The organism is Mucilaginibacter sp. Mucisp73 (assembly GCF_059491465.1).
The window spans coordinates 3,598,310-3,620,250 of the sequence record NZ_CP168507.1 but is presented as its reverse complement, the minus strand read 5'-3'; the positions used below and the strand labels follow the sequence as shown (position 1 = coordinate 3,620,250).

At 43.3% G+C, this 21,941-nt stretch carries 16 protein-coding genes; all 16 read left to right on the top strand.

The features are described from left to right. The first annotated feature begins 22 nt into the window (after window positions 1-22). The 16 genes from ACEN82_RS15020 to ACEN82_RS14945 all read left to right on the top strand — a co-directional run bounded on the left by ACEN82_RS15020 (window position 23) and on the right by ACEN82_RS14945 (window position 21,789). Window positions 23-1,075 (top strand): sugar phosphate isomerase/epimerase family protein, encoded by a 1,053-nt coding sequence (locus ACEN82_RS15020; protein WP_413317729.1) that lies wholly within the window; start codon window positions 23-25, stop codon window positions 1,073-1,075. A gap of 434 nt (window positions 1,076-1,509) precedes the next feature. Next, window positions 1,510-2,817 carry an MFS transporter gene (locus ACEN82_RS15015; protein WP_112657970.1) on the top strand — a complete coding sequence of 436 codons (1,308 nt, stop codon included), beginning with the start codon at window positions 1,510-1,512 and terminating at the stop codon, window positions 2,815-2,817. A 142-nt stretch (window positions 2,818-2,959) separates the two neighbouring features. Next, the gene (locus ACEN82_RS15010; protein WP_413317726.1) at window positions 2,960-3,403 is read left to right on the top strand and encodes a c-type cytochrome; all 444 of its coding nucleotides are present in this window, start codon (window positions 2,960-2,962) and stop codon (window positions 3,401-3,403) included. A 34-nt stretch (window positions 3,404-3,437) separates the two neighbouring features. After that, window positions 3,438-4,688 carry a nucleoside permease gene (locus ACEN82_RS15005; RefSeq protein WP_413317724.1) on the top strand — a complete coding sequence of 417 codons (1,251 nt, stop codon included), beginning with the start codon at window positions 3,438-3,440 and terminating at the stop codon, window positions 4,686-4,688. A gap of 2 nt (window positions 4,689-4,690) precedes the next feature. After that, entirely contained in the window at window positions 4,691-5,584 is an 894-nt protein-coding gene (locus ACEN82_RS15000) for a hydroxypyruvate isomerase family protein (RefSeq protein ID WP_413317722.1), read from the top strand. 50 nt (window positions 5,585-5,634) lie between these two features. Beyond that, window positions 5,635-6,510 (top strand): sugar phosphate isomerase/epimerase family protein, encoded by an 876-nt coding sequence (locus tag ACEN82_RS14995; protein WP_413317720.1) that lies wholly within the window; start codon window positions 5,635-5,637, stop codon window positions 6,508-6,510. An 18-nt stretch (window positions 6,511-6,528) separates the two neighbouring features. Beyond that, window positions 6,529-7,299, top strand: a complete 771-nt coding sequence (locus ACEN82_RS14990) for a 3-keto-disaccharide hydrolase (protein ID WP_413317718.1) — start codon at window positions 6,529-6,531, stop codon at window positions 7,297-7,299. Between the two features lie 303 nt (window positions 7,300-7,602). Continuing rightward, on the top strand, window positions 7,603-11,793 hold the full coding sequence (locus ACEN82_RS14985) for a hybrid sensor histidine kinase/response regulator (protein WP_413317716.1): 4,191 nt from the start codon (window positions 7,603-7,605) through the stop codon (window positions 11,791-11,793). 32 nt (window positions 11,794-11,825) lie between these two features. Then, window positions 11,826-12,608, top strand: a complete 783-nt coding sequence (locus tag ACEN82_RS14980; protein ID WP_139159914.1) for an NIPSNAP family protein — start codon at window positions 11,826-11,828, stop codon at window positions 12,606-12,608. A 281-nt stretch (window positions 12,609-12,889) separates the two neighbouring features. Then, a complete protein-coding gene (locus ACEN82_RS14975; protein ID WP_413317714.1) occupies window positions 12,890-14,137 on the top strand; it encodes an efflux RND transporter periplasmic adaptor subunit in 1,248 nt (415 codons plus the stop codon). 303 nt (window positions 14,138-14,440) lie between these two features. After that, window positions 14,441-15,898 carry a TolC family protein gene (locus tag ACEN82_RS14970; protein WP_413317712.1) on the top strand — a complete coding sequence of 486 codons (1,458 nt, stop codon included), beginning with the start codon at window positions 14,441-14,443 and terminating at the stop codon, window positions 15,896-15,898. Between the two features lie 87 nt (window positions 15,899-15,985). After that, on the top strand, window positions 15,986-16,651 hold the full coding sequence (locus ACEN82_RS14965; RefSeq protein WP_413317710.1) for an ABC transporter ATP-binding protein: 666 nt from the start codon (window positions 15,986-15,988) through the stop codon (window positions 16,649-16,651). Between the two features lie 24 nt (window positions 16,652-16,675). After that, entirely contained in the window at window positions 16,676-17,899 is a 1,224-nt protein-coding gene (locus ACEN82_RS14960) for an ABC transporter permease (protein WP_413317708.1), read from the top strand. A 28-nt stretch (window positions 17,900-17,927) separates the two neighbouring features. Then, window positions 17,928-19,112, top strand: a complete 1,185-nt coding sequence (locus tag ACEN82_RS14955; protein ID WP_413317706.1) for an ABC transporter permease — start codon at window positions 17,928-17,930, stop codon at window positions 19,110-19,112. A 21-nt stretch (window positions 19,113-19,133) separates the two neighbouring features. Continuing rightward, complete coding sequence (locus tag ACEN82_RS14950) at window positions 19,134-20,507, top strand: sigma-54-dependent transcriptional regulator (RefSeq protein ID WP_090524622.1); 1,374 nt, start codon at window positions 19,134-19,136, stop codon at window positions 20,505-20,507. Next, the gene (locus ACEN82_RS14945) at window positions 20,491-21,789 is read left to right on the top strand and encodes a sensor histidine kinase (protein ID WP_413317703.1); all 1,299 of its coding nucleotides are present in this window, start codon (window positions 20,491-20,493) and stop codon (window positions 21,787-21,789) included. Before ACEN82_RS14950 ends, ACEN82_RS14945 begins: the two co-directional genes overlap by 17 nt. The last annotated feature ends 152 nt before the right edge of the window (window positions 21,790-21,941 follow it).

Below are 21,941 nucleotides of genomic sequence, written 5' to 3'. Positions count from 1 at the left end.
CCATCTATTTAAAACAAAAAACATGACTACTATAAAAGGACCTGCCATATTTATAGCACAGTTTATAGGAGACGCGGCACCATTTAACAGCCTTGAATCTATTTGCCAGTGGGCAGCAGGTTTAGGCTACAAAGGTGTGCAATTGCCAACAAATGATACCCGTTTTATCGACCTGCAAAAGGCAGCCGAAAGCAAAACTTATGCTGATGAAATTAAAGGTATTGTTAATGCCGCAGGGTTGGAAATAACTGAGCTATCAACCCACCTTCAAGGCCAGCTGGTAGCGGTAAACCCGGTTTATGACGATCTGTTCGACGGTTTTGCACCCGAGCATTTACGTGGTAACCCGGCCGAAAGGCAAAAATGGGCTGTGCAGCAGTTGAAATATGCAGCGCAGGCTTCGAAAAATTTAGGTTTAAATGCTTCGGTTACCTTTAGCGGTGCCCTGCTTTGGCCTATGGTATACCCATGGCCGCAACGCCCTGCCGGGATTGTTGAAACCGCCTTTGGTGAACTGGCTAAACGCTGGACACCGATACTGGATGTTTACGAAGAAAACGGTATCGACCTTTGCTACGAGATTCATCCGGGCGAAGACCTGCATGATGGTATCACTTACGAAATGTTCCTTGATCATGTAAAAGGCCACAAACGCGCCAACTTACTGTATGATCCATCGCATTTTGTATTGCAGTGCCTGGATTACCTGGAATATATCGATCTGTACCATGAGCGCATAAAAATGTTCCATGTTAAAGATGCCGAGTTTAACCCAACAGGTCGCCAGGGTGTTTACGGTGGTTACCAGAACTGGGTTAACCGCGCAGGCCGTTTCCGCTCATTGGGTGATGGTCAGGTAGATTTTAAATCGATATTTAGTAAATTAACACAATATGATTATAAGGGATGGGCCGTGCTTGAATGGGAATGCGCGCTTAAACATCCGGAAGATGGTGCAAGAGAAGGCGCTCCATTCATTAAAGATCATATTATCCGTGTTACCGAACGTGCTTTTGATGATTTCGCCGCATCAGGTTCTGATGACGCTTTCAACAGGAAAACGTTAGGGATATAATTTTTTGATTTCGGAATTCGGATTTTCGATTTCGGATTTATCAAAAAAAAACGTCATGCCGAACTTGTTTCGGCACCCCACAAGATAGCTATGCGAGCGCTTAGCATGGCTGCCTGGCAAGTGGGGTGCTGAAGCAAGTTCAGCATTACGACATGATTTAAGACTTACGAAGTTTTTAAAACTTCGTAAGTCTGGATCTACAAATGCCAGATCAAAAACGGGTGTCATGCTGAGCCTGTCGAAGCATAGTGGGTTAGGCCTCTGCGCACGACCCTTCGACAAGCTCAGGATGACAGGCCTGCGCCCTGGTGTAATTAATGATTCGGCCTGTAAAGATGGGGTTTACCAACCGGCGAATACAGCTGAAACAATTCAGTAATAGCATTTTGATACAGCCAATTAACCAATTATCAAATAACCTTAAATAATTTAAAATGCAAACTATTAACCGTACACAGCTATTCAGGGCAAGCTGCCTGTCGTTGCTGGTAACCTCATTATCATTCGGTATCCGTGCCGGGATTTTGAATGACCAGGGCGTAAGATTTCATTTGAACGCTTCGCAACTGGGCACCATTGCAGCAACTGCTTTCTGGGGCTTTCCGCTGGCTATCATTGTAGGCGGCTTTATTGTCGATATCATTGGTATGAAAAAGCTGCTGGTGTCAGCCTTCGTATTTCACCTGGTGGGGATCCTGCTTACCATTTTTGCCAATGGCTACTGGACGCTGTTCCTTTCTACCTTAATGATTGGTATTGCTAATGGTACGGTTGAGGCTTCATGTAACCCGCTTGTAGCTTCGTTATATACAGATAATAAAACTACAAAGCTTAATCACTTTCACCTCTGGTTCCCGGCGGGCATCGTGATCGGTACGCTCATTGTGTTCGGACTGGATACCACTTTGGCCCATGGCGTATCGCCCAAACCATACTGGATTTCGCAGGTTGAAATTGCTTTGATGCTGATCCCTACCATTGCTTATGGGTACCTGTTCTCGAAATTGGATTTCCCGGTTACCGAGCGTGTATCTGCCGGTGTAAGTACCGAGGATATGTATAAGGCATTGATCAACCCCTTGTTCCTGTTCATGATCATTTGTATGTTCGGAACAGCTATTACCGAATTATTCACCAACCAATGGACTGACGTTTTATTCAAAACAGTTACGGACAACGCCATTCTTATTTTAACTTTTGTTGCCTCGGTACAGGTATTGGGCCGCGCGTTTGCAAGCCCTATAGTTCATCGTTTGGCGCCTCAGGGAGTGCTGCTGATCTCGGCCATATTATCAGCTTTGGGCATTTATTTGATGGTACACCTGCATGGTGATGCTATCTATTTTGCAGCAGTAGTTTTTGGTTTGGGGGTAGCTTTCTTCTGGCCATGTATGATAGGCTTTGTGGCCGAAAACCTGCCGCGTACAGGTGCCGTAGGTTTAAACCTGATGGGCGGTGCCGGTATGTTCGGGGTATCTATTTATATGATGTTCATGGGCGGTTTTTACGATAAAATCATGGCTTCGAAATTACCGGCGGGTGCCAGTTTGGACGCTTACCGTTCGGCGCCGGCGGGCTCGGATATGGCTAAAGCGTTTGATGCTGCACGGTCGGCTGCGGGTCCTGAAGTATTAAATACCACCCTGATTATCCCGATTGCATTAATCGTTGCATTTATAGGATTGGTAATTTATATGCGCTCACGTAAAAAAACCGCTTCATTAGGCGCTATATCGGTTTAATGAGGCTTTATTTATGATAAAAAATTGTAATTTTCGCCTCATTAACCAACCCAATTAAAATTACATGATGAAAAACAGCGGGGACTTTGTTAAGGAACAGATTTTCTGTTAGGTTATCATCGAAAACCACAATTAAACTTTTATGAAAAAAGTATTCTTTATTCTTTGTATCAGCGCAGTGGTTACTGCCTGTGGCGGAAATTCATCAAAAAACACCGGCGGTAGTGATAGCACTAACGGTGCAAATCAAACAGCCAAGGCTGCCAATTCTGACGCCGATACTGTAGTAGCAAAAACCGGTACCGAACCGGCAGGCGGTTCTGCAGGTTCATCAGCCGGCGAAAAATTAATTGCAACGTTAGATTGCAGCACCTGTCATAAAGTTGACACCAAGGTTATAGGCCCTGCATTCCAGGATATCGCTAAAAAATATGATGCTTCACAGGCTAATATCGATATGCTTGCCAAAAAAATCATCAGTGGCGGCAGCGGTAACTGGGGCAACATCGCCATGACCCCGCACCCTTCATTACCTGAAAGTGATGCCAAAGAAATTGTACAGTACATTTTATCATTAAAAAAATAATAAGGGTAATTAAATCCGACCTTAAAGTATAATTATGACTATCGGAATTAGGGTAAAACTTTCAACAATGATGTTCCTGGAGTTCTTTATCTGGGGCGCGTGGTTTGTAACAATGGGCACTTATTTAACGGTTACGTTAAAAGCTACCGGAACGCAAAATGCCGGTGCTTACGCAACGCAATCATTAGGTGCCATTATCGCTCCTTTTGTGATCGGACTTATTGCTGATAAATACTTTTCGGCACAAAGGATCCTGGGTGTACTGCACCTGTTGGGCGCGGCTTCACTTTATTATGCAACTACCATAGCTGATTTTGATAAGTTTTACCCTAATATCCTGTTTTACATGATCATTTACATGCCAACACTGGCACTGGTAAATTCGGTTTCATTTAAGCAGATGCAAAACCCCAGTAAGGAATTCCCTTTGATCAGGGTGTTCGGCACAGCCGGGTGGATCATTGCAGGGATAGTTATCGGCTTATTAGGATGGGAGAAAAGCGGAACGCTTGTGCTCACCTTCAAAATGGCATCAATAGCATCCCTCATATTGGGTTTATTGAGCTTTACATTGCCTGATACCCCTCCGGTAAAAAGAGGGCAGAAGACCACATTTGGCGATATCATTGGCTTAGATTCAATCGGCTTGTTAAAAAACAGGTCGTATTTAATTTTCTTTTTGGCGTCGGTAGCTATATGTGTACCATTGGCGTTTTACTACAACTTTACCAACCCTTTTTTAAATGAAGTGGGCGTTAAAGCCGCTGCCGGTGTACAGGCCATGGGGCAGGTATCCGAGCTGGCGTTCATGGCAGCGATGCCTTTGTTTTTTGTGCGGTTCGGTGTAAAAAAAATGCTGGCTATCGGTATGCTGGCCTGGGTACTGCGGTATATATTCTTTGCCTACGGCGACGCAGGTTCAAGCTACTGGATGCTTATTGCGGGTATAATAATGCATGGTATCTGTTACGATTTCTTCTTTGTAACCGGGCAGATCTATACCGATAATTTAGCGGGCGAGCGTTTTAAAAGCGCGGCCCAGGGCTTTATTACCTTAGCTACTTATGGCGTAGGTATGCTTATAGGTTCGTACATTTCAGGCCCTATTGTTGATCATTGGAAAGTATCAGATACATCACATAACTGGCAAACCATTTGGCTTATACCTGCAGGTATTGCCGCTGTGGTATTGATATTATTCCTCGCTTTATTTAAAGATAAAACAAGCATGGCCACAAAACCAGGTTTGGATATTCAGGAACCATCAGCACAAACCGAAATATAATTATGGCATCAAATCAAAACAGGCGGTCGGCTATCAAAAGCATGATCGCGGGCACGGCGGCAATTGGCGCGTCGGGCGTATTATCCTCATTTACCACCGAAACTGAAAAACATATGCAGGCTGATGATAAGCTCAAAGGCAATATTAACCATGCTGTATGCCGCTGGTGTTACGGCGATTTTACGGTAGATCAACTTTGTGCCGCCGCTAAGGATATCGGCATAAAAGGGATCGACCTGGTTGGCCCTTCAGACTGGCCTACACTTAAAAAATACGGTCTGTTCTCATCTATGTGCAATGGTGCCGAGATCAACCTTACCGACGGTTTTGGCGATAAACAGTTTCATGCCAAACTGCACGAAAATTATACCAAAATGATCCCGCTGGTTGCAGAGGCAGGTTATAAGAACCTGATCTGCTTTAGCGGCAGCCGTCGCGGTAAAACCGACGAGGAAGGCTGGAATAACTGCGTTGAAGGCCTTAAACCTATGGTAGCCCTTGCCGAAAAACACAATATCATACTGGTAATGGAATTGCTGAACAGCAAAATTGACCATAAAGATTACCAGTGCGACAGGGTAGAGTGGGGAGCAGAACTTTGCCGCAGGCTCGGTTCAGAACACTTTAAATTGCTGTATGATATTTATCACATGCAAATTGATGAGGGCGATGTGATCCGTAACATCCGTGCTAACCATCAATACATCGCTCATTACCATACCGGCGGTGTTCCCGGCCGTAACGAGATTGATGAAACACAGGAACTTTACTACCCGGCCATTATGCGTGCTATTGTTGAGGTAGGGCATAAAGGCTTCGTAGCCCAGGAGTTCATCCCAAAACAGAAAGACAAAATAGCTTCGCTTAAAAAGGCGGTGCATATTTGTGATGTTTAAACCTTACATCACCTTATCACTCTAAAAAGCTAAACTAATAAAACAAATACATGACAACCAGAAGAACATTTTTAGCACAAGCCGGATTAATGGCAGCAGGCGCAATGCTTGCGCCGAAATTGGTATCGGCGAAAGCTTCAAATAAAGTGGGCCTGCAATTGTATAGCCTGCGCGATCAATTACCCAAAGATGTAAAAGGTGTTATTGCACAAGTGGCAAAAGCCGGTTATAACGAGGTTGAAACCTTTGGCTTTAACAAAGAAACAGGATATTGGGGATTAAAAGGTAAAGAATTTAGTCAGCTATTAAAGGATAATGGCTTAACAACTCCAAGCGGTCATTATGGACTGGACGAATACTTTGGCTCTGGTAAAACTGACGACCTGAACGCATACATTGAGGTTGCCAATACCATTGGCCAGTCGCACATTATTATCCCTTCTTTAAACCACAACTTTATTAAAACTGTTGATGATTGTAAAGGCGTGGCCGAAAAAATGAACAAGATTGCCGGGATACTGAAAGCATCGGGCTTAAAATTAGGTTACCATAACCACAACTTTGAGTGGGCACCGGTTGGTGACACTACTTTTTACGATGTAGTGCTTGCCAATACCGATCCTAAACTGGTAGCCATGGAAATGGATATTTACTGGGTAGTGCGTGCCGGTAAAAACCCGGTTGAGATTTTTGAAAAACACCCCGGCCGTTTCGCTTTTGTGCATGTTAAAGACAGGGATAAAACCAATGCCGAACTGAATACTGAAATAGGTAACGGTGATATCGACTTTAAAACCATATTGGGTAAAGCTAAGCTTGCAGGCATTAAGCACTTTATTGTTGAGCAGGAAAACTATACCAATATCGACCCGTATGTGAGCATTGCAAAAAGCGCCTCATACCTAAAAAATACGCTTCACGTTTAAACCAATTATTTTAGAGAGATGAAATATCCATTAATACTAACCGCCCTTTTAGCAGGCAGCTGCTTCATGGCAAACGCGCAAAATGCCAAACCTGAAGACACCGAGATTTGGGAACCGGTACCTAAGGTAGTTACACCGGGCAAAAATTTAGGCGATGCCCCTTCAGACGCAATTATTTTGTTTAACGGTAAAGGCCTTGACGAATGGGTTTCTGTTGAAGATAAAACTCCGGCTAAATGGCTGGTTAAAGGTGATGTACTTACCGTAAATAAAGCTACAGGTAATATTGAAACCAAAAGAACTTTCAGCAATTACCAATTGCATATTGAATGGAAAGTGCCTGCTAACATTACAGGCAGCGGGCAGGCCCGCGGTAACAGCGGTGTATTCCTGGCCTCAATAGGTAAAGGTGACGCAGGCTATGAGCTGCAGGTTTTAGATTCGTATAATAACAAGACCTATGTTAACGGTATGGCAGGCAGCTTGTATAAGCAAGTGATCCCACTGGCAAACCCTGGTCGCAAACCCGGTGAGTGGAATGTTTATGATGTAATTTGGACCGCCCCTGTATTTAACGAAGACGGTTCATTGAAATCGGCAGCAAGAGCTACCGTATTTTTCAATGGCGTGTTGGTTGAAAACAACTTTGAGCTGCTTGGTCCTACTCAATACATCGGCAAACCATCTTATGAAGGTAAAAAACATGGCCCGTCGCCAATTAAGTTACAGGCCCATGGCGATAAGAGCGAGCCGCTTAGCTTCCGCAATATTTGGGTAAGAGAGCTGTAAACAACGCTGCTATTTTTGAAAATATGATGAGCCTCCCGGTAATGCCGGGAGGCTTTTTTTATGATATTTAAAGGCGAAATCTACGGTTGCTAAGCGCTGTCGCTATTTACATAGTGTATTTACTAATCAGTCTGTTAGCTTTGGTCTTTGTGTATTTCGCTTTCCGTTTTTATATCATTGCTTTTTTTTGTCTACATTAAACTTATAAATATTATAGCCGTATAAGTTAACTATAAACCATTTTGTTTCTCTTTTTAAGGAACGGATTTTCACGAAAATTAAAACTCAACACCGCCTGTTATTTTGAATATCTATAAATATTTATTTGTTGTGGTTGCCTTATTGATTGCCCGAAATGGGTTTTCGCAGGATAGGAACCTTAAGTTTGAGCATATTGGCACCCGGGAGGGCTTATCACAAATTAATGTAAGTACCATAATTCAGGATAGCCGGGGTTTTATGTGGATAGGTACCCGCGACGGCCTTAACCGGTATGACGGGTATAGCTTTGTGATATATAAGCACAGTATCCAGGATGATAATTCATTAAGCAGTAACCTGATATCAGACATTGCCGAAGATAAAGAGGGCAACATATGGCTGGCCACGCTTTTTGGCTTAAATAAGCTCGACCGCAAAACAGGTAAGTTTATACATTATTTTCATGACAGCGCCAATTCAAACAGCATCTCAAGCAATTTTGTAAACAGGCTGATATTTGATCATGATGGTATTTTATGGATAGGGAGCCAAAAAGGCGGGCTCGACAGGTTTGATATCTACCAAAATAAATTTACCCATTACAAACACAACGAGGCCGACCTGTCGTCATTAAGTGACGATGATGTAACAGCGTTAAAGGAAGACTCCAAGCACCGTTTATGGGTTGGTACCCTGAGCCACGGCCTTAACCTGTTTGACAGAAAGAAGGAAACTTTTACACGATATCAAAGTCAGCCGGGGGTAAATGCCAGCATTTCAGGAGGGTATGTAAGTACTATTTATGAAGATATTGCGGGCAGGTTATGGGTAGGAACCGAAGATGGCGGGCTTAATTTATTTGACCCGGGAAAAGGCACATTTAAACATTACCTCCAGAATAAAAAAGATTCGGGCACCATCTCGGGCTATACTGTTTTGGCATTAAGCATGGACCTGAACGGTAATTTGTGGGTAGGTACCGAAAATAATGGCGTTAATATCCTGAACCCGGTTACCGGAAAAATAACAGGCTATAAGCATGATGATATTGACAGGGGCAGTATGAATGGTAATTCCATTTACAGTATTTGCCGGGACAGGATGGGTAATATGTGGCTTGGGGCATTTAGCGGCGGCATTAACCTGTATAAGCGCAGTACCGAAAGCTTTTCGCATTTCAGGCATAGCTCATCGCCAAACAGCCTGGCCAATAATTTTGTACTTTGTCTGCATGAAGATGAGGATAGTAATATTTGGGTAGGTACCGACGGGGGCGGCGTTAATGTGTTTAACAAGGATGGTACTGTTAAACACTATGTGAATGATCCGGCTAATGCCAATAGTCTGGCAGGAAATTATGTATTGAACATCATCCAGGATTTTAAGGGTGACTTTTGGATAGGTACCTGGGCTGATGGTTTGTGCCGGTTTAATCCCCGCACCGGCAAGTTTACCAGCTTTAAACATGATCTGGCAAAACCCGGCAGCTTAAGTAATAACAATGTTTATGCCCTTACCCAAACCCGCGATAACCGCATTTGGGTAGGCACCTATAACGGCGGCCTCGACCTGTACGACGAAAAATCGGGCACATTTTCGGCTTTTAATTATGATCCTAATGATCCTAAAAGTATCAGCAGCGATAGGATCTATTCCCTGCTTGAGGATCATAACGGCAATTTTTGGGTTGGCACTTTTGATGCCGGCCTCAATTTGATGGATAGGAAAACAGGTACCTTTACCCGGTTTCAGCACGACGAGAAGCGTAACAGCATCAGCAATAACAGCGTCCCCGATTTGTTTGAGGATAGTAAAGGCCGCATCTGGATTAGTACACTTTCGGGGCTTAATCTATTTAACCCGGTTACCAAACATTTTACGGCGTTTACAACCAAAAATGGCTTACCAAGCGATGTTATTTATGCTGTGCGCGAAGATAAGTTGGGCGCCATATGGGTTAGCACCAATAATGGCTTATCCAACTATGATCCGGTTAAGAATACCTTTAAAAACTATACTATTGAAGATGGTTTACAGGATGAAGAATTTAAATCACATTCGGCCCTGCAAACTAAGGATGGCAGGATCTTTTTTGGGGGGATTAATGGTTTCAATTCCTTTACACCCGCACAGATCTTAAAACCATCCGCCTTTATGCCCCTGGTTATCACCAATTTTCAATTGTTCAATAAAACAGTGAAAATTGCCCGCGATAAAGATGATCCGTCACCCTTAAAACAGGATATCAGTGACACTAAGGAAATCAAATTATCATACAAACAATCGGTAATAACATTGCAGTATGCGGCGCTTGATTATTCTTCATCCGATAAAAAGAACTACAGCTATATCCTCGAAAATTTTGATACGGACTGGAATAACGTTGGTAGCCGCAACACGGCCTCCTACACTAATTTGCCGCCGGGCGAATATACCTTTAAGCTAAAATATCAGAATACGTCGGGCTTATGGTCGCCGCCTACCACTGGCTTGAAAATTACTATTGTGCCTCCGTTTTGGCTAACCTGGTGGTTTAAATTGATAGCAGCGGCAGCTATAATTGGTTTGATATACTTTATTTATGCATACCGGGTTAAGTTTTTAAGGGCACAGAAAATTGTATTGGAACGGCAGGTTAAAGAACGTACCGAAAGCCTGGTAAAGATGACAGCAAATGAACGCGTTGCCCGCAAGGCTGCAGAAGAAGCCCGTGAGGAAGCCGAAAGCGCCAATAAAGCCAAGAGTATTTTCTTGGCTACCATGAGCCACGAAATCCGGACACCTATGAACGGGGTTATTGGTATGGCAACATTACTGGCCAGTACCCGGCTTACCAGCGAGCAGGAGGAGTATACCGAAACCATAAAAAATTGCGGCGATGCCCTATTAACGGTTATTAATGATATCCTCGATTTTTCTAAAATTGAATCGGGCAATATGGAGCTTGACGAAGAGGATTTTGACCTGCGCGATTGTATAGAAGGCGTTTTGGATGTTTTTGCTGAGAAAGCTTCGCGGTTAAATCTTGACCTGGTTTACCAGGTTGAACATAATGTGCCGGTACAAATTATTTCCGATTCAATACGTCTTCGACAGATCCTGATTAACTTGGTAGGCAATGCGGTGAAATTCACAACCCAGGGCGAAGTTTTTATACTGGTAGGGGTAAAAGAGCAAAAAGATGACGACCTTGAATTGATCTTTAAAATAAGGGATACAGGCATCGGCATTGCCGAGGATAAACTGGAGCGCTTGTTTAAGCCGTTTTCGCAGGTTGATTCAAGTACCACACGTAAGTATGGGGGAACCGGTTTAGGTTTGGCTATAAGCGAAAAACTGGTTAAGCTGATGGGCGGCGAAATCAGCGTACAAAGTGAGATAGGCAGAGGGACTACTTTCTCGTTCACCATAAAATCAAAAGTGGGACAAAAGGTAAAACGAAATTACGTTTACCTTAACCTTGCCGAATTGGAAAACAAGCGGATTTTATTTGTTGATGACAATGCCACCAATCGCGATATAATTGACACGCAACTGAGGCAGTGGAAATATGAGCCTGTAGTTGTGGCATCGGCAACTGAGGCATTGAAAGTGCTTAACGATCAGGATGGGCATGTTGACCTGCTGATAACAGATATGAGCATGCCCGAAATGGATGGCCTGCAGCTGGCTAAAGAAGTAAAACGGAAATTTCCTGAAATGCCCATTGTATTATTAAGCTCGATAGGCAGTGAACAAAGTAAACGGGAAGACAACATATTTAATGCGGTATTGACTAAGCCTACAAAGCATAATCTGTTACATAAGCATATAGTTGAGCAGTTAAAAGCCGGCAGCGGTATTAAAACTGAGTACCAGCAGGTACAAACAGCGTTTTCTAAAGATTTTGCTAAAAATTACCCCATGAGCATTTTGATAGCCGAGGATAATTTAATAAATCAGAAACTTGCTATGCATATGTTAAGTAAAATGGGCTATAGCGCCGATATTGCGGAAAATGGGCATGTTGCGTTAAATGCTATGGTAACAAAACATTACAGCCTGATTTTGATGGATGTACAAATGCCCGATATGGATGGTTTGGAAGCAACGCGCTTTATCCGCAGTAATATGCAGGACCAGCCGGTAATTATTGCCATGACCGCTAACGCCATGCCCGAAGATAAGCAGGCATGTATTGACGCCGGCATGAATGATTACCTGAGCAAGCCCATGAAACTTTCCGACTTAATGGAGATGCTTGAAAAATGGGGTAAATATATAAACGGACATAATAAAGGTTTAATGAATTGACGTTATATTTACTTCGAAAATATAACGCAGTTATGAACCCTTTTGTTAAATCATCTATCGCTTTTTTTACCTGTTTATTTATCGCTGCAGTGGCATTGGCAAATGCACCGGCACGTAATTATTATCAACTTAAAATATACCATTACAAAACCCAGGCACAGGAAAATACCATTGAAAAGTATTTACAACAGGCCTATATACCTGCGCTGCACCGGGCCGGTATTAAGAATGTGGGTGTGTTTAAGCCTGTAAGCCAGGTAGATACCGCGAAGCTGTTATATGTATTTACACCCTTTCAATCATGGGATAAGTTGATGGGTATCGATCAAAAGTTACAGGCCGATGCGGCGTATCTTGCCGATGGAAAGGATTACATTGACGCCGCTTATAATGAGCAGCCTTATACCCGTTTGGAAACTATTATACTGCAGGCTTTTCCGGGCATGCCTTCAACAGCGGTGCCTAATTTGACCGCTAAAAAAGCCGATAGGGTTTATGAATTGCGCAGCTATGAAAGTCCTACCGAGAAATACAATGTCAATAAGGTAACCATGTTTAATGTGGGCGATGAAATAGGCCTGTTTAAACGGCTTGGTTTTAATGCCGTTTTTTATTCGGAGGTTATTGCGGGCAGCCATATGCCTAATTTAATGTACATGACCACTTTTAACAGTAAAGAAGACCGGGACAAGCATTGGGACACTTTTGGTAAAGATGCTTACTGGAAAACGCTTTCGGCTAAAGCTGAGTATCAGCATAACGTTTCCCATGCTGATATTATCTTTCTGCGCCCGGCAGATTACTCAGATTTTTAAGCGAACTTCTTGCTAACGAGCTTGATCTACAGGTGAATTTTTCGTCCCCTCAGGGTCTCTCGCAGAGGACCCTGAGGGGACACAACATCTCCGCCAGGAACAACTCAACGATATAAAAATTAATCAGCGAAATCAACGCGATCAAAAAAGAATCAACGGTCGATAACAGCTATTTTGTCCGATATCGATCACTTTTTTTAAATTAAAAACATGTAACTTATTGTTAGTTAATGTTTTAATATTGGTATAGCTCTTGCAAAACCTTATCCAAATTTATCACAATGGATAAGGAAATTACACTTGAAGTTACAGCTGCCAAACGCAAAAAAAGCGCGGTCGTCATCATTATCAGCATAGCTGTTTTGGTGCTTGCCGTAATGCTTTTGCGCGGATATATTAAATCAACCATTGCCAGGGCCGAAATTACAACCGCCAAAGTTGAAATCGGCAATATCGAAAACACCATCAATGCCACCGGCGAAGTTTTGCCGGAATTTGAAGAGATCATCACAAGCCCAATAAATGCATCCATCAAAAGTGCGCTGATGGATGCAGGTAATAAGGTTAAAGCCGGCCAATCGATATTAACGCTGGATAAATCGGCTACCCAAACCGATTACGAAAAACAAAAGTTCCAGCTCGAAACTAAACGCACCGAGATCAGCAAACTCAAGCTTGATCTGAACAAAAGCTTCTACGACATCCAATCAAACAATGATATTAAACAGCTTCACATCAGCAACCTTGCCGATGCCGTTGAAAATGCCAAACGCCTGTATAAAGCAGGTGGCGGCACCCGCGAAAATATTGAACAGGCCGAGCTTAACCTCAAAGTTTCACAGCTTGAAAAAAAGCAACTGGAAAACGAGATCAAAAGCAAGCAGCAAACCATGCAGCTGGAGATTAAAGAAGCCGAAATAGCTGCAGATATCCAGCAGAATGATTTGAAAGAATTACAACGTAAGCTTGACCTGGCCAACGTGGTGGCAACACGGGCAGGGGTGATCACCTATGTAAACAAAAATATTGGCGCCAATATCCACGAAGGTGAAACCCTGGCCCGTATCGCCGACCTGGGCAGTTTCAGGATCCAGGGCAGTATTTCTGATAACTCTGCCGATCAGCTGCATAGCGGCTTGCCGGTTATTGTACGGATCAATGATGATCAGTTAAGGGGACATGTAAGCAACGTATCCCCATCGGTACAAAACAGCATCATTTCGTTTGATGTGCAGCTGGATGACCGGGCCAGCAAATTGCTCCGGCCCAACATGAAAGTCGACGTTTTTTTGGTGACGGCTACACATAATAAAATTATGCGCGTGGCTAACGGCCCGGCATTTAAAGGCCCTTCTGTTCAGGACATTTTTGTACTGAACAATGGTAAAGCTGAACGCCGCACGGTACACATTGGTCTCACCAATTTTGACTATGTAGAGATCCGGGACGGCGTAAAACCCGGTGATGTGGTGATCACATCGGATATGAGCGAATATAAAAACTCGATGGAAGTGACGGTAAAAAATTAGAAACAGGAGCTTATGATACGGTTGGTGTTGTCACCGACAGATGCTGGGAAGAAAAAAAAATTGGGGATTGTGCGATTCCTTCCCCTGGGAGGGTGTAGGGAGGGGTTTCATCGAGGTACCTATTTGTTTGAAATAGCGGATAAACCCCTCCCTGCCACTACACATTTCCATCACACCCCTCCCAAGGGAGGGAATAAAAAAATCTTCCGAACACGAAAGGCGACAACACCAACAACGGCGGGAATAAATGAAAAAATTAAAACAAAAGTCTCACCCTTTAGGGGGAGATTTAGAGGGGGCATCATGAAATTTCTATACACCATATTATTATTAACCATAACCACAGGAGCGCTGGCTCACAATGGCACCGATACTCTGCGGCTAACGCTGCAGCAGGTGGTTGACATGGCCAAAGCCAATTCAATAGCCGCCAAGCAGGCTGCTACCGTACGCGAAACCAAGTACTGGGAATACCGCACCTACAAATCAAACTACCAGCCGCAGCTGGCCTTAAGCGGTACTTTACCGGGCTATACCAAAACATTTTCGCAGGTGCAGCAGCCCGATGGCACTATACTTTTCCAGCCTATTCATAATGATAACTCGTCGTTACAACTTAACTTTAGCCAAAGTATTACTGCTACCGGCGGTACTATTTATGGCACCACACAATTACAGCGGTTTGATGATTTTGACAGGCATAATGTATTGTATAACGGTATCCCTTACGGTATAAATTATTCACAGCCGCTGTTTCAGTTCAACAGCCTTAAATGGGATAAAAAAATTGAACCTTTAAAGTTTAACGAAAGCAAGCAGGTTTACATTGAAGCCCAGGAAAAGATAGCGGTTGACGTGGAAGGGTACTTTTTCGACCTGCTGCTGGCCCAGGTAAACCTCAAGATTGCCGAAACCAACTTAACTAATACCCAGGGGATCTTAAAGATAGCCAACCTCAAGTATGAGTTAGGGAAGGTATCAAAAAACGAGATCCTGCAACTACAGCTGGAAAAGATCAACGCACAGAAAGCCGTTGGCACAGCCAGGCGCGATATGGAGATTGCAACACTGAACCTGCGCAGTTTTACGGGGCAGGAAGGTAGTGAGCGGATAGTACTGGTAGTACCGAAAAATATTAGCCAGATGACCGTATCATCAGATAAAGTGCTGGCCGAAGCTTATGCCAACCGCTCGGATGCCATTGCTTTTTCACGCCGTATTGCAGAAGCAAAACGTGATGTGGCTAAAGCCAAAGGGCAAAATGGTTTAACCGCCACACTTACCGCCAGCCTGGGCTTTTCAAATACAGCTACCAATATTCCTGATGTATACAAGAACCCTCAAAACCAGCAATTGCTGCAGGTACAGCTTTCTATACCGATACTGGATTGGGGCAGGTCCAAATCCCGAGCTAAAACGGCTTTAGCAAACCAGCAGTTTACCGAGTATGCTGTTGAGCAGGATAAACAAACTTTTAAACAGCAGATAGTAACCCAGGTATCGCTTTTTAATGTAATGAAAGAGCAACTGGTTTATACCGCGCAGGCCGATAGCATAGCCGCCGAGAAATACCAGATAGCACGTGAACGCTACGTTTTAGGCGACCTAAGCATTACCGACCTTGGCATAGCCTTCCGCGAAAATGACCAGGCCCAGCGTGATTATGTAGCTGCCCTCCGTGATTTTTGGGGTGCTTACTACCAGTTGCGTTACCTTTCGCTCTACGACTTTGAAACAAACAAAAAAATCACCTATAACTAAATCAATAATTTATTTAAAAAAAATCTAAACACATAAACGATAAAAATCACTAAATCACTAATTCATTAAATCAATAATTAATTACTCATGATACGTTTACAAAACATTGAAAAGGTATACCGTACTGATACCGTAGAAACCCTGGCCCTGAACAGCGTAAGCCTTGACATTGCCAAAGGCGAATTTTTATCCATCATGGGCCCCTCGGGTTGCGGCAAAAGCACTCTGCTTAACATCATGGGCCTGCTCGACGCACCCTCAAAAGGACAGATCAGGATTGACGATCAAAAAACAGAAGGTATGAATGATAAGCAATTGGCCCGGTTCCGCAATAAAAAGCTGGGTTTTATTTTTCAAAGCTATCATCTTATTAACGACCTGCAGGTGCTTGACAATGTAGAGCTGCCGTTGCTTTACCGGGATACCACCGCCAAACAACGCCGTGAGCTGGCTGCCGAAGCACTGGAAAAGGTAGGGCTTGCTAACCGTTTAAAACATTTTCCTACACAACTGTCTGGCGGTCAGCGGCAGCGTGTAGCTATTGCAAGGGCCATTGTAGGCAAGCCCGAAATTATTTTAGCCGACGAGCCTACCGGCAACCTGGATAGCGCCATGGGCAATGAAATTATGGAGATCCTCCTTAACCTTAACCGTAACGACGGCACTACGATAGTAATGGTAACCCACGATGAAAATATGGCCCATAAAACCCACCGTTTGGTACGCCTGTTTGATGGCGCCCAGGTTCAATAATTAACCGGTTTTAAAACTAATGTTATGCTTAAAAATTATTTTAAAATAGCCATCGCGGTACTTAAGCGCCGCAAGTTTTTTACATTCATCAGCTTGTTCGGGATTAGTTTTACGCTGACCATCCTGATAGTTTTAACAGCTTTTATTGATAAGGTAATTGGCGATAACTACCCGGATAAAAAGCGTGACAGGTCATTGTATATTACCCGGATCCAGGAGTCGGGGGATAACAATATGATGTCGAGTACCTTATCTTATTATTTTTTAAGCCATTATACGGGTATGATGAAAACCCCTGTAAAGGTTGCCATATCATCTATGTTTAAGGGAACCAATACCTATGTCAACAACAAAAAGATAGCTGTAAACTTCAAATACACCAATGCCGATTACTGGGATGTGCTGGATTACGATTTTACAGAAGGGAAACCGTTTAATAAGCAGCAGGTAAGCAATGCAGATCGTGTAGCTATCATATCAGAAGATATGAAACGGCAATACTTTGGCGATGTAACACAGGTGGTAGGTAAGTACATTGAGGCAGATAACGTGAATTACAGGGTAATTGGTGTTGTTAAGAACGTACCGGTAACTAATTACATGCTTTACAGCGATATCTACCTGCCTTATACCGTATCAAAAGAAGATTATAAAAGCAAAGGTTATCTGGGCGGTTATCTGGGCATTCTGCTTGCCAACTCGCCAGGGGATGTCCCCAAAATGAAGGCCGAATATGAGAATATTATAAAACGGGTGCCTGTTGAACGAAAGGAATTTAAACACCTTTACAGCCATGCCAACACTTTTTTCAGGAGTTATGTTGATACCGGAAACGAAGAACATTCTGGCGTATTCATAGTAGTTACGGCCATAAGCATATTTGTATTTATTTTTACCCTGCTGCCAACGCTTAACCTTGTCAACATTAATATCACTCGTATTATGGAACGTTCGTCAGAAATTGGTGTACGGAAGGCTTTTGGTGCCTCGTCAAAAACATTGGTTTACCAGTTTATTGTCGAAAACCTGATACTTACTTTATTGGGCGGTTTAATTGGGATTGTTCTATCGCTGATTGTGCTTTCTGCCATCAATAACGCCAACCTCATAGCCAATCTTGAGTTAAGTATCAACTTTACAGTTTTATTTATTGGCTTGCTGGTTTGCCTTGTGTTTGGCCTGTTATCTGGCGTTTATCCGGCCTGGCGCATGTCAAAACTAAATGTGGTTACGGCATTAAAAGCTTAATGGTCATTTACTTTTAAATCAAAATATTATGTTCAAGCATTTATTTAAACTCATCTGGAATAAAAAGAAGCAGAACTTTCTGCTCATTACCGAGATGCTGGTATCCTTCCTGGTATTGTTTGCGGTATTTACACTTATGATGTATTACTATAACAATTACAAAAAGCCCATGGGTTTTGATTACCAGGATGTATGGGTTATTAATTATAACAATTCATATCAAACCAAAAATGTGGATTCGCTTAATCTTTATTACGAAACGCTTCGCAAAACAATAAAATCATTACCCCATATAAAAGAAATCACTTTTGTTAGCGGCAATATTCCGTTTTCATCACGGACAAACGAAAGCGGGTTGACTTTCAGGGGTAAGCACGTTCAACATCTTAATAATTTTACTGTTGAAGATTACTATCAAAAAGTAATGAATGTTACTTTATTAGAAGGGCGCTGGTTTGATAAGGAAGATGTGGTTGGCAAAAACAAAAGTATCATTATTGATGCTGCTTTAAAGGAAGCTACGTTTGGTAAAGAACCTGCTGTTGGGAAACTTTTAGGCAACGATGATGATAAAAACAAGTTTAAGGTAGTCGGGGTAATTCAAACTATAAAAAAGAACGGGGATTATTTAAACCCAGGGCCGGGTATGTATTTCAGAACGGATACAGGCTCATTCCGCTGGCTCGATAAGATCCTGGTAAAGGTTGATCATGGTGCCGATGCTGCCTTTGAAGGTAAACTGTACAAAACAATGGCCAACTATATGAAAAATGCCAATATCGAAATTGAACACCTTGCCAGTAAACGAACCGATGCTAACTACTTTGCTTTGGTGCCTATGATCATATTGGCTATCGTGAGCACATTCCTGGTGATTAACGTGGCGCTGGGCCTGTTTGGCGTATTGTGGTATAATATTAATAAGCGCAGGGGAGAGATAGGTTTACGCCGGGCCATTGGTGCTACAGGTGGCGCGGTATCAGCCCAATTAGTGTCCGAATCTATGATCCTGGCAACGCTGGCCCTTATTATCGGGACCTTTTTCGCGGCCCAGTTTCCATTGCTAAACGTTTTTGATTTGCCTGCAATTGTTTATATCGAAGGGATATTAATATCTGTTTTGTTTGTTTACCTGCTGGTGCTCATTTGTTCGCTTTACCCCGGCAAACAGGCCGCGGCTATTTACCCGGCTGTTGCTTTACACGAAGAATAATTACGATATTAACCGCCTGTTATGATATTGGTTATTGATGATGATATTGCCGTACGCACCTCGCTTATCCTGCTGCTAAAAAGCGAGGGGTATGATGCTGCAGGTACCGATGAGCCTGCCGAAGCCCTTAAGATCATTAAGAAAAAGGCTCCTGAGTTGGTCATTTTAGATCTTAATTTTTCGATAGATACATCAGGGCAGGAGGGAATGGAACTGCTTGCAAAGATCAAAGCTTTTAACAGCGCTATCCCCGTGATCCTGATCACCGGCTGGGGGAGCATTGAATTGGCAGTTAAAGGTATGAAACTGGGCGCCAATGATTTCATCAATAAGCCGTGGAATAACGAGTACCTTATTCAATCAGTTAAAACCCTGCTCGATCTGCAGGATAAAAAGACCGAGCACCATACCCGTAAGCAACTGGATAAAACCTACAACTTTGAAAATATTGTAGGCGAAGATCCCCGGATGCTCGATATCCTGGAAACCATTGGCCGGGTAGCCTCAACCGATGCATCGGTGCTGATCATGGGCGAAAGCGGCACAGGTAAAGAGCTGATAGCAGAGGCCATTCACCAAAATAGCCTGCGTCGTAATAAGCCGTTTATTAAAGTAAACCTTGGGGGCATCTCAACATCGTTGTTTGAAAGCGAAATGTTCGGCCATATCCGCGGAGCGTTTACCGATGCCCGGTTTGACAGGGTAGGCCGCTTTGAAATGGCAAATAAAGGCACCATTTTTTTAGATGAAATAGGCGACCTGGATGCCGGCAGCCAGGTAAAGCTGCTCCGCGTATTGCAGGACCGCACCTATGAAGTATTGGGCAGCAGCCGTACAAAAACGGTTGATACCCGTGTTGTTTGCGCCACAAATAAAAACCTTAACGAGATGGTGGCCCGGGGTACTTTTCGCGAGGATTTATTGTACCGGATCAACCTCATTACAGTTTACCTGCCGGCCCTGCGCGAACGGCCGAAGGATATTCCATTGTTGGTTAGCTTTTTTATTAATAACTTGAAGCAGATCTATAACCGGCCCAATTTGTCGGTAGCACCATCGGCTATGAAGTGGTTACAGCAGTTGCCTTTACCGGGCAATATACGGCAGTTGAAAAACCTGGTGGAGCGCTCCATTTTGGTGAGCCGCAGGGATGAACTGAGTATCGATGACTTCCGGTCGCAACTGGAATTATCACCTGTTAAAAAAGGAAACATCCAGTTGCCGGGCGTGGGTACTTTAACTTTAGAAGAGGTTGAGGTAGAGATGATAAAACGGGCTTTAGATCATCATAAAAACAAGATAAGCAAGGCTGCCGCTGCTTTGGGGCTTACGCGCAGCGCCCTGTACCGGCGGCTCGAGAAATACCAGATCCCGTACGATGAAGCTGAGGACTAAATACATTTTATTCGTAGTGATCCTGCACCTGCTAACCCTGGTGCTTACTTATTTTATTTTCAACGATAACAAGATCTATTTTATCATATCGGAGGTGGTTGTGATCATCTCTTCGGTAATTGCCGTGCAGCTTTACCGGCAGCTCATTCAGCCACTAAAAATGCTGATGCAGGGCGTTGAGGCTATTAAAGATAAAGATTTTAATGTGAAATTCCTTTCAACCGGCAAGCACGAGGTTGACGCGCTGATTGATGTTTATAACCAAATGATGGACGAGCTAAGAACCGAACGGACACGACAGGAGCAGCAGCATTTCTTTTTAGAAAAGCTGATCCATACCTCGCCAACAGGTATCATCATCCTTGATTTTGATGACCGTGTGCAGCAAATAAACCCTAAAGCTTTGCAGGTTTTGGGTATTGATGAAAAAGCGGTGGTTGGTGAATTGATTGGTGAATTAACCAACCCGATTTTTGAACATATCAAAGCTCTTAAATCGGGCGAAACGGAGGTAGTTAAGCTGGACGGTATCAACTCATTCAAACTCCAAAAATCGCATTTTATCGACCGGGGATTTTCGCGCCATTTTATTATGCTGGAGGATTTGACCGCTGAGATCCTGGCAGCAGAAAAGAAAGTTTATGGCAAAGTGATCAGGATGATGGCACATGAGGTGAACAATACCATAGGCCCGGTTAATTCCATCATGCAATCGGCTATGAAGACCGACCAGCTTTGGCAAAGTCACAATTTCGACCCGATAAAAGACGCCCTGCAGGTTGCAATGGACAGGAACCAGAACCTTAACCTGTTTATGCGCAATTTTGCCGATTTGGTGAAACTGCCGCCGGCCAACAAACAGCCTGTAGTATTGCAAAAGCTCTTAGCATCGGTAGTAAAGCTGATAAATATCCGTGCCAAAGAAAAAAATGTGGCGTTAGTCCTTCATTTACCCGAAGAACCGGTTAATATTATGGCTGATGAACAACAACTGGAGCAGGCATTCATCAACATTGTAAAAAACGCCATTGAGGCTATTGATGACCAGGGATCAGTAACCTTTACCATCAACCTCAAAGAAAAAAAGCTCGTTATCACTGATACCGGCAAGGGTATTACAGCCGAACAAAATGCCAACCTGTTTACTCCCTTCTTCAGTACCAAAAAAGACGGGCAGGGGATAGGCTTAACCCTGGTGCGCGAAATCATGCTGAACCACGGCTTTGAGTTTTCGTTGAAAACCGTTGCCGATCAGCAGACGGAGTTTGTAATTTATTTTTGATAACATAGGCGACGGGGCTATAAATATTGATGTGATGGTTGTATACTAATAAAAGTTATGTCATTGCGAGGAACGGCACAGGCAAAAGCATTTGGGGCGACGTGGCAATCTCGTAGCTATGCACATCGGACAAGCATTGGCTACGAGATTGC